The organism is Natronomonas sp. (assembly GCF_046483325.1).
Taxonomy (GTDB): domain Archaea; phylum Halobacteriota; class Halobacteria; order Halobacteriales; family Haloarculaceae; genus Natronomonas.
In genome coordinates, this window is the sequence record NZ_JAWODL010000038.1 from 153,719 (window position 1) to 161,009 (window position 7,291).

Sequence of the window (7,291 nt, forward strand, 5' to 3'; positions counted from 1 at the left end):
GTCAGTACTCGCGACAGCGCAACAGGACGAGCGAGGCCCCCGAGATGACGAGAACTGCGAGGACGTGCGCTGCGAGCGCGGCGAACAACACGGGTTGTTCGGTCAGAAACGGCAACAACGGGAGTTGTAACAGACCGAACACGACAGCCTCCCGATCCGCCCGTCGGAGGACTGCCGCCGTCCGAGCGTCGAAGCGATACCGGAGCGATCGCCACAGGCCGACGATCGACGCCCACCAACCCGTTCCGATCCGATAGCAGAGATCCCACAGGATGAGCAGCGTAAGATACACCGCAAGCGTCGGCGGCTCCGACCCGAAAAGCGTGTCAACGAGCGGCTTCGGGGTCCGGAGATCGAAGACGAACAGGTGGGTGACGAGCGCGACGAACGCCAACACCGAGAGCACGACCTCGATGCTCGACCCGAACAGCAGGCGTCGGTAGGGTTCCGGCGTCTCCGGGCGGCGAGCGGCGGCGCTGATCCGGAGCATCTCGGCGCTCCCCAGGGCGGCGACGACGACGGCGGCCGTGCCGGCGATCGCGGCGGCTCGGAGGTCGTAATACCACGCGAGACCGAGTACCGCGGCCTCGAAGACGACGAGTTGAATCGCGATCGCCTCGCTCGGCGAGAGATCGATTCCCGGGAGGGCGCCGATGATGCTTTCGTAGGCCCAAGTCTCGCCGTAGTTAGGTTCCATCAGTGAGTCCTCCGGTCGGCAAGCGCCAACCGGACCGCCTCGTCGAACGGTGTCAACCCGACGTCGACGTACTCGTCGATGCCGCGATCTTCGACGACGACTGTGTTTCTGAGCCCCGCGATGAGCGGGCGAGCGACGTCCATCGGGACGTCGGTGAGAAGTCGGAGCCACAGCGCCGAAATCCGAGGCGAAAGGACGGGAACCGGGACGATATAGGGAGGGCGTCCGGCGAGTTGGTCGGCCGTGTGTTCGAGCATGTCGCGATACGTCAACACGTCCGGACCGCCGATCTCGAACGTTTCCCCCGTGGTTTCCGGTGTCTCGAGCACGCCGACGAGATACGCCACCACGTCGTCGATGAAGATGGGTTGACACTCGGTCCGGATCCACCGCGGCGTCACCATGATCGGCAGCCGATCAGCCAGTTGAACGATCAACTCGAAGCCCGCCGATCCGTGTCCGACGATGATCGCAGCGCGCAGCGTCGTCAGGTGGAATCCCCCGGTTTCGAGGAGGTGTTCGACTTCGCGCCGCGATCGGAGATGCGCCGACAGTTCGTCGCGATCGTCGCCCAACCCGCCGAGGTATATCACGCGATCGATTCCGGCGTCGTCGGCCGCGTCGACGAACGTTCTGGCTGCGAGTCGATCGCGAGCGGCGAAATCGCCACCGGATCCCATCGAATGAACGAGATAGTAGGCGGCGTCGACGGGCGGGAACTCGATCGGTGGGTCGAGGAGGTCACCCTCGATCAGTTCGAAGTCGTCGGGGCCGTCGTATCGGTCCACGTCACGGACCAACGCGATGACGTCGTGGCCTCGTTCGAGCAACGTTGGAAGTAATCGTCCGCCGACGAATCCGGTCGCTCCCGTCACGAGCACGCGCATAGTTCAACGCACGACCCGCGTCGGCTTAAACGACCCGCGGGGACCGCCCGGCCGTGAGCCGATGAGAAACCGCTCGCAACCTACTGCCGAATCGGACCGCATGAGATCGGTTTGATCGGGGTCGGACGCCGACTCGGATGGCTTTTGCCCCGTCGATCCGAAACCGGACTATGGCCACGGACCCCTGTGACGCCTGCGGTGCGGCCGTCCCGATCGGCGGCGGGATCGCCGGTATCTGGTCGTCCGATCCGGACGGAACCGGCGGAATGACGCTCGCGTTCGACGACGGCAGCGAGTACTTCCTCTGTTTTTCCTGTATCGACGACCTTCCCGACGAACCGACGGCGTCGGACCTCGCCGAACTCGACGACGAGTAGCGATCGGCCGAGCTTCCCGAGAGCCCATCGAATCGAGACACACCGGCGTTAGACGGCTCGAGAGGGGCTATTGCGGTGGTTCGAGACGTCTTTGCACACTCGAAAACCCTTTAGCCGATCACGGGCGAAACGGGTGTAATGAGCGAACTCGACGAGGAATATCAACTCGAGTATTTCCACGAGGAGGGCTTCGAGCGAAAGGAGTGTTCCTCCTGTGGGGCGCACTTTTGGACGCGGGACCACGATCGGGAGCTGTGTGGCGAACCGCCGTGTGCCGAATACGAGTTCATCGACACGCCGGGGTTCGACGAACCGTACAGTTTAGAGGAGATGCGCGAGGCGTTTCTCTCCTTTTTCGAAGAACACGACCACGAACGAATCGAGCCGTATCCGGTCGCTGCGAACCGATGGCGCGACGACGTCCTCCTGACGCAGGCGTCGATCTACGACTTCCAGCCGCTCGTCACGTCGGGTGAGACGCCGCCGCCGGCCAATCCACTGTGTGTCTCCCAACCCTGCATTCGGATGCAGGACATCGACAACGTCGGCAAGACGGGACGACACACGATGGCCTTCGAGATGATGGCTCACCACGCGTTCAACGCGCGAGAGGACATCGAGAACCCCGAGCAGTACGCCTACGAGGGAGAGGTGTACTGGAAGAACGAGACGGTGCGGTACTGCGACGAATTCCTCGACTCGCTCGGCGCCGACGTGGAGGACGTGACCTACATCGAGGACCCGTGGGTCGGCGGCGGCAACGCCGGTCCCGCGATCGAGGTCATCTATCGCGGACTCGAACTCGCCACTCTCGTCTTCATGTGCATGGAACGGGATCCCGACGGCGAGTACGAGCTCAAGGACGGGAACACCTACTCGTTCATGGACACCTACATCGTCGATACGGGCTACGGGCTCGAACGATGGACCTGGATGTCCCAGGGGACGCCGACCGTCTACGAGGCAGTGTACCCGGAAATGATCGCCTTTCTAAACGAGAACGCCGGCATCGAACACACCGACGAGGAAGCCGAACTGATCGGCAAAGCGGCGCGGCTCTCCGGGCAGCTCGACATCGACGATGTCGACGACGTCGAGGCCGCGCGCGGCGAGATCGCCGCGACGCTGGGCGTCGAAACCGAAACGCTCCGCGAACTCGTCGAGCCGCTCGAGAGCATCTACGCGATCGCCGATCACTGTCGGACGCTCGCGTACATGCTCGGCGACGGGATCGTCCCCTCGAACGTCGGGACCGGCTATCTGACTCGAATGGTACTGCGACGGACGAAGCGGCTGGCCGACACCGTCGACGTCGACGCGCCGCTGGACGAACTCGTCGACATGCAGGCCGAGCGACTAGGCTACCGAAACCGCGATACGATACGGGAGATCGTTCGGACGGAACTGGAGAAGTACCGCGAAACGCTCGAGCGGGGCGGCAGGCAGGTCGAGCGGCTGGCGTCGGAGTACGCCGACCGCGACGAGTCGATCCCGCTCGAGGAGGTCATCGAACTGTACGACAGCCGAGGGATCCAACCGGATATGGTCGAAGAGATCGCCGAGGAGCACGGCGCGACCGTCGAGATTCCGGATAACTTCTACTCACTCGTCGCGGCGCGTCACAGCAGCGGGGACGGCGCGGAGGACGGCGATGGGGTGACCGATACCGACGACGAGCGCGTCGCCGAGTTGCCGGAGACGGAGAAGCTCTACTACGAGGAGCCGGAGCGAACCGACTTCGAAGCGGTCGTCCTCGATGTCATCGAGCGCGAGGAGGGCTACGACGTCGTCGTCGATCAGACGATGTTCTACCCAGAAGGCGGCGGCCAGCCGGCCGACCTCGGGACGCTTTCGAGCGACGATGGGACGGTCGAGGTGCTCGATGTTCAAGAATCGGACGGCGTCATCCTCCACCGAACGGACGGGGATCCAGGCAAGGGTGAGTTCGTCCGCGGGGCGATCGACAAGGGCAGACGACGGCGTCTCATGGCCCACCACACCGCCACGCACATCATCGGCGCGGCGGCGCGCGAGGTGCTCGGCGAGCACGTTCGGCAGGCCGGCGCACAGAAGGGCGTCGAATCCTCGCGGTTCGACATCCAACACTACGAGCGCATCTCCCGCGAGCAAGTAAAGCGAATCGAGCGCGTCGCGAACGATATCGTCACGGACAACGTCGCGGTCAAACAGGAGTGGCCGGAACGCCGGGAGGCCGAGGACAAGTACGGCTTCGATCTCTACCAGGGCGGAATTCCGCCCGGCGAGAAGCTCAGACTGATCCACGTCGCGGATGACGTACAGGCCTGCGCGGGGACGCACGTCCTTCGGACGGGCGACATCGGGACGATCAAGATCCTCTCGACGGAGCGCGTCCAGGACGGCGTCGAACGGATCGTCTTCGCGGCCGGTGACGCCGCGATCGAAGCGACTCAGCGGACCGAGGACGCACTCTACGCGGCCGCGGAGACGTTTGACGTCTCGCCGCAGGAGGTCCCGGAGACCGCGACGCGCTTTTTCGAGGAGTGGAAAGCGCGCGGTAAGCGCATCGAAGAGCTCAAAGAACAGCTCGCGGCGGTCCGCGCGGAGGGTGACAGCGGCGGCGAGGAGGTCGATCTCGGCGACGTGACCGCCGTTGTCCAGCGCGTCGACGCCGACATGGACGAACTCAGAGCGACGGCGAACGCGCTCGTCGAAGGCGGCTCCGTCGCGGTACTGGGGAGCGGGCTCGACGGTGCGACCTTCGTCGTCGCGGTCCCCGACGGCGTCGACATCAACGCCGGAGCGGTCGTGAGCGAACTCGCCGACCGTGTCGGTGGCGGCGGCGGCGGGCCGCCGGACTTCGCCCAGGGCGGTGGCCCGGACGTCGAGGCGCTCGACGACGCGCTCGACGACGCAGGCAGCGTGTTACACCGGCTGCTGGAGGCCTGAGACGGTAGTTTGGCCGAGTGGCCAATACGCCTTTATAACGCTTGGTCGTATCGGGTGTTGCAATGGTTACCGCGCTCATCGGCTCGATCGTCGCGTTCGTCGTCGCATTGCTCGTCGGCGGGCTCGCTATCTACGTCAGCGCGAGCATCGTCGCCGATGTACAGGACTACGGCCACGCGGTCGTGACTGCGCTCGTCGGCGCGATCGGCTGGGCGCTGTTCTCGTGGATTCCGCTGCTCGGAACGCTGCTCGCGCTCGTCGTCTGGGTCGGCGTGATCAACTGGCGGTATCCGGGTGGTTGGACGCAAGCGGCGATCATCGGGGTCGTCGCGTGGCTGTCGGCGCTCGTGATTCTCTTCGTGTTGAATACCGTGTTCGGGCTTGGAATCGGCGCGTTCGGCGTCCCCGGCGCGTGAACGAATCGGGCGATCCGATTTAGAAGGAAACCGGCTCGGGACCCGTCTCACCGATCGACGGCGCGTCGCGATCGGAGTAGTTCGGTCGGCCGATCGCGTCCTTGGAGACAGCTGAGTACGTGGCCAACCGGGCGTCTTCGGCGTCTTCGAACGTCGTGTCGCCGAGCCGTCCCAGCGCGTCGCCGAACGTCTCGTTACCGTTCGGGAGTTCGAGGTCGATGTCGCCGTACGCGGCGATGAGTTCCTCGGACGTCGCGGGATAGCTGTGGGCGTCGATTCGTTCGTTGACGGCTGCGAGTGGTCGCATACATCACCAAAGTTCAGTATCCTTCATGAATGTTTGCTATAAATTCATGGGTCAACGATAAGGACATCTAGTGGCATTATATTCCACGCTAATTGCGGCGAAGCGGCGGCGCTTTGTCGGTGGGTATCGAATCCGATCACATGGTCGTCGCCGATCTCCACGTCCACACGACGAACTCCGACGGCTCGCTGACGCTCGAGACGCTCCCAGCGGCCGCCGAAGACGCCGACGTCTCGGCGGTCGCGATCACCGATCACGACCGATTGCACCCCGAGCTTTCGACGCCGGTCGCCACGATCGGCGGCGTGACGGTCGTCCACGGCATCGAACTCCGAGTGGCTGCGGACGAGTTGCAGGTAGACCTGCTCGGCTACGGGGCGCGACGGACGCCGGCGTTGGAGGCGTTGATCCAGCGGTTACAGGCGGATCGAATCGAGCGCGGCCGGGAGATCATCGCGCGCGTCGAGGACCGTCTCGGCGTCGAACTGCCGGTCGAATCGCGGGCTGGCCTCGGCCGCCCCCACATCGCAGAGGCGATCGCGGCGGTGTCGGAGTACGACTACGCGGACGCGTTCGAGGAACTCATCGGCGACGGATGTCCGTGTTACGTCCCCCGAGCGATTCCGCAGTTCTCCGAGGGTGTCGACGTGTTGGCGGGAGCGTGTGGACTCGTCTCGCTCGCCCATCCGTACCGATACGACGACGTGGGGGCGGCGCTCGAACTCTGTTCGGAACTCGATGCGGTCGAGCGGCTTTACCCGTACGGCCGCGAGGTCGATCCGCGGCCGATCGAGCGGGCCATGGAACGGTACGATCTCATCGCGACGGGCGGAAGCGACGCCCACGGGGAGACGCTGGGGCTGGCCGGACTCGACGCCGACGCGTACCGCCGATTCCGGGCCGCACTCTGAGGAGGATGGGACGTCGGCCGATCGTCCGACGGCTGCATGACGCGAGCGCTGGGTTCAAATCGTTCGACCACATACGACGGTACATGCAGTGTCACTACTGTGACGAGGAGGCCGCAGTCGCGGTCGAGAAGGACCACATCAAGGTCGGCCTCTGCAAGCCGCACCTCCGCGAGCGCATGGAGGAGCTCTCGGATTCGGAGTGGATCGAGGAGTTCCAATCGCAGATCGACGAGACGCTCGAGTAAACGACCGCGAGTCGGGCGACCCGTGGAACTCTCGCTGTCCTCTTTAGATCGGTGCGCGCTTCGGCAGACACCGATACGAGCGATTTTCGATGGACAACTGGAGGATCAACTGCGGTATCAGCAATCCTTTTGACGCTTCCATCGACAGGGGAGGTATGCTCGAAGACAAGACCTGTCTCGTCACCGGTGCGTCGCGCGGGATCGGCCGCGGGATCGCCGAAGAACTCGGACGCTGCGGAGCGAACGTGGTGGTCAACTACCGCTCGTCGGCGGCCGAGGCCGAGGCGACCGCCGAAACCATCGTCGAAGCCGGCGGCGAGGCGCTAACGGCGCAGGCTGACATCTCCGAGTACGAGCAGGTCGAGTCGATGTGCGAGGCGGTGCACGATCGGTTCGGAGCGGTAGACGTGTTGGTGAACAACGCGGGGATCACGGTGGACAAGAAGTTCGAGAACATGACGCGTGAGGACTGGGACCGCGTCATCGACGTCAATCTCGGCGGGACGTTCAACTGTACGCACTG

The 7,291-nt window shown here is 64.5% G+C and carries 9 protein-coding genes; 6 read left to right on the plus strand and 3 right to left on the minus strand.

Annotated features, from left to right (window positions below):
• Position 1 precedes the first annotated feature (1 nt).
• Positions 2-697 (minus strand): hypothetical protein, encoded by a 696-nt coding sequence (locus R6U53_RS11140; RefSeq protein ID WP_410322432.1) that lies wholly within the window; start codon positions 695-697, stop codon positions 2-4.
• Positions 697-1,584, minus strand: a complete 888-nt coding sequence (locus R6U53_RS11145; RefSeq protein ID WP_410322433.1) for an NAD(P)H-binding protein — start codon at positions 1,582-1,584, stop codon at positions 697-699. The genes R6U53_RS11140 and R6U53_RS11145 overlap by 1 nt, the downstream gene beginning before the upstream one ends.
• Before the next feature lie 170 nt (positions 1,585-1,754).
• Here R6U53_RS11145 and R6U53_RS11150 point away from each other — a divergent pair, with 170 nt between their 5' ends.
• The 3 genes from R6U53_RS11150 to R6U53_RS11160 all read left to right on the plus strand — a co-directional run bounded on the left by R6U53_RS11150 (position 1,755) and on the right by R6U53_RS11160 (position 5,305).
• On the plus strand, positions 1,755-1,961 hold the full coding sequence (locus R6U53_RS11150) for a hypothetical protein (protein ID WP_410322434.1): 207 nt from the start codon (positions 1,755-1,757) through the stop codon (positions 1,959-1,961).
• Positions 1,962-2,099: 138 nt separating this feature from the next.
• Positions 2,100-4,889 carry an alanine--tRNA ligase gene (gene alaS, locus R6U53_RS11155; protein WP_410322435.1) on the plus strand — a complete coding sequence of 930 codons (2,790 nt, stop codon included), beginning with the start codon at positions 2,100-2,102 and terminating at the stop codon, positions 4,887-4,889.
• 62 nt (positions 4,890-4,951) lie between these two features.
• On the plus strand, positions 4,952-5,305 hold the full coding sequence (locus R6U53_RS11160; protein WP_410322436.1) for a hypothetical protein: 354 nt from the start codon (positions 4,952-4,954) through the stop codon (positions 5,303-5,305).
• 19 nt (positions 5,306-5,324) lie between these two features.
• On the opposite strand, the gene R6U53_RS11165 is transcribed toward R6U53_RS11160, so the two are convergent.
• Positions 5,325-5,612, minus strand: coding sequence for a DUF2795 domain-containing protein (locus tag R6U53_RS11165; RefSeq protein WP_410322437.1), 288 nt, complete (start codon positions 5,610-5,612; stop codon positions 5,325-5,327).
• 140 nt (positions 5,613-5,752) lie between these two features.
• Here R6U53_RS11165 and R6U53_RS11170 point away from each other — a divergent pair, with 140 nt between their 5' ends.
• From R6U53_RS11170 to R6U53_RS11180, 3 genes are all read left to right on the plus strand, one after another.
• A complete protein-coding gene (locus R6U53_RS11170) occupies positions 5,753-6,523 on the plus strand; it encodes a PHP domain-containing protein (RefSeq protein WP_410322446.1) in 771 nt (256 codons plus the stop codon).
• An 83-nt stretch (positions 6,524-6,606) separates the two neighbouring features.
• Complete coding sequence (locus R6U53_RS11175) at positions 6,607-6,768, plus strand: DUF6757 family protein (RefSeq protein ID WP_410322438.1); 162 nt, start codon at positions 6,607-6,609, stop codon at positions 6,766-6,768.
• 155 nt (positions 6,769-6,923) lie between these two features.
• On the plus strand, positions 6,924-7,291 hold a 368-nt coding region (locus R6U53_RS11180; RefSeq protein ID WP_410322439.1), incomplete at its 3' end, for an SDR family NAD(P)-dependent oxidoreductase.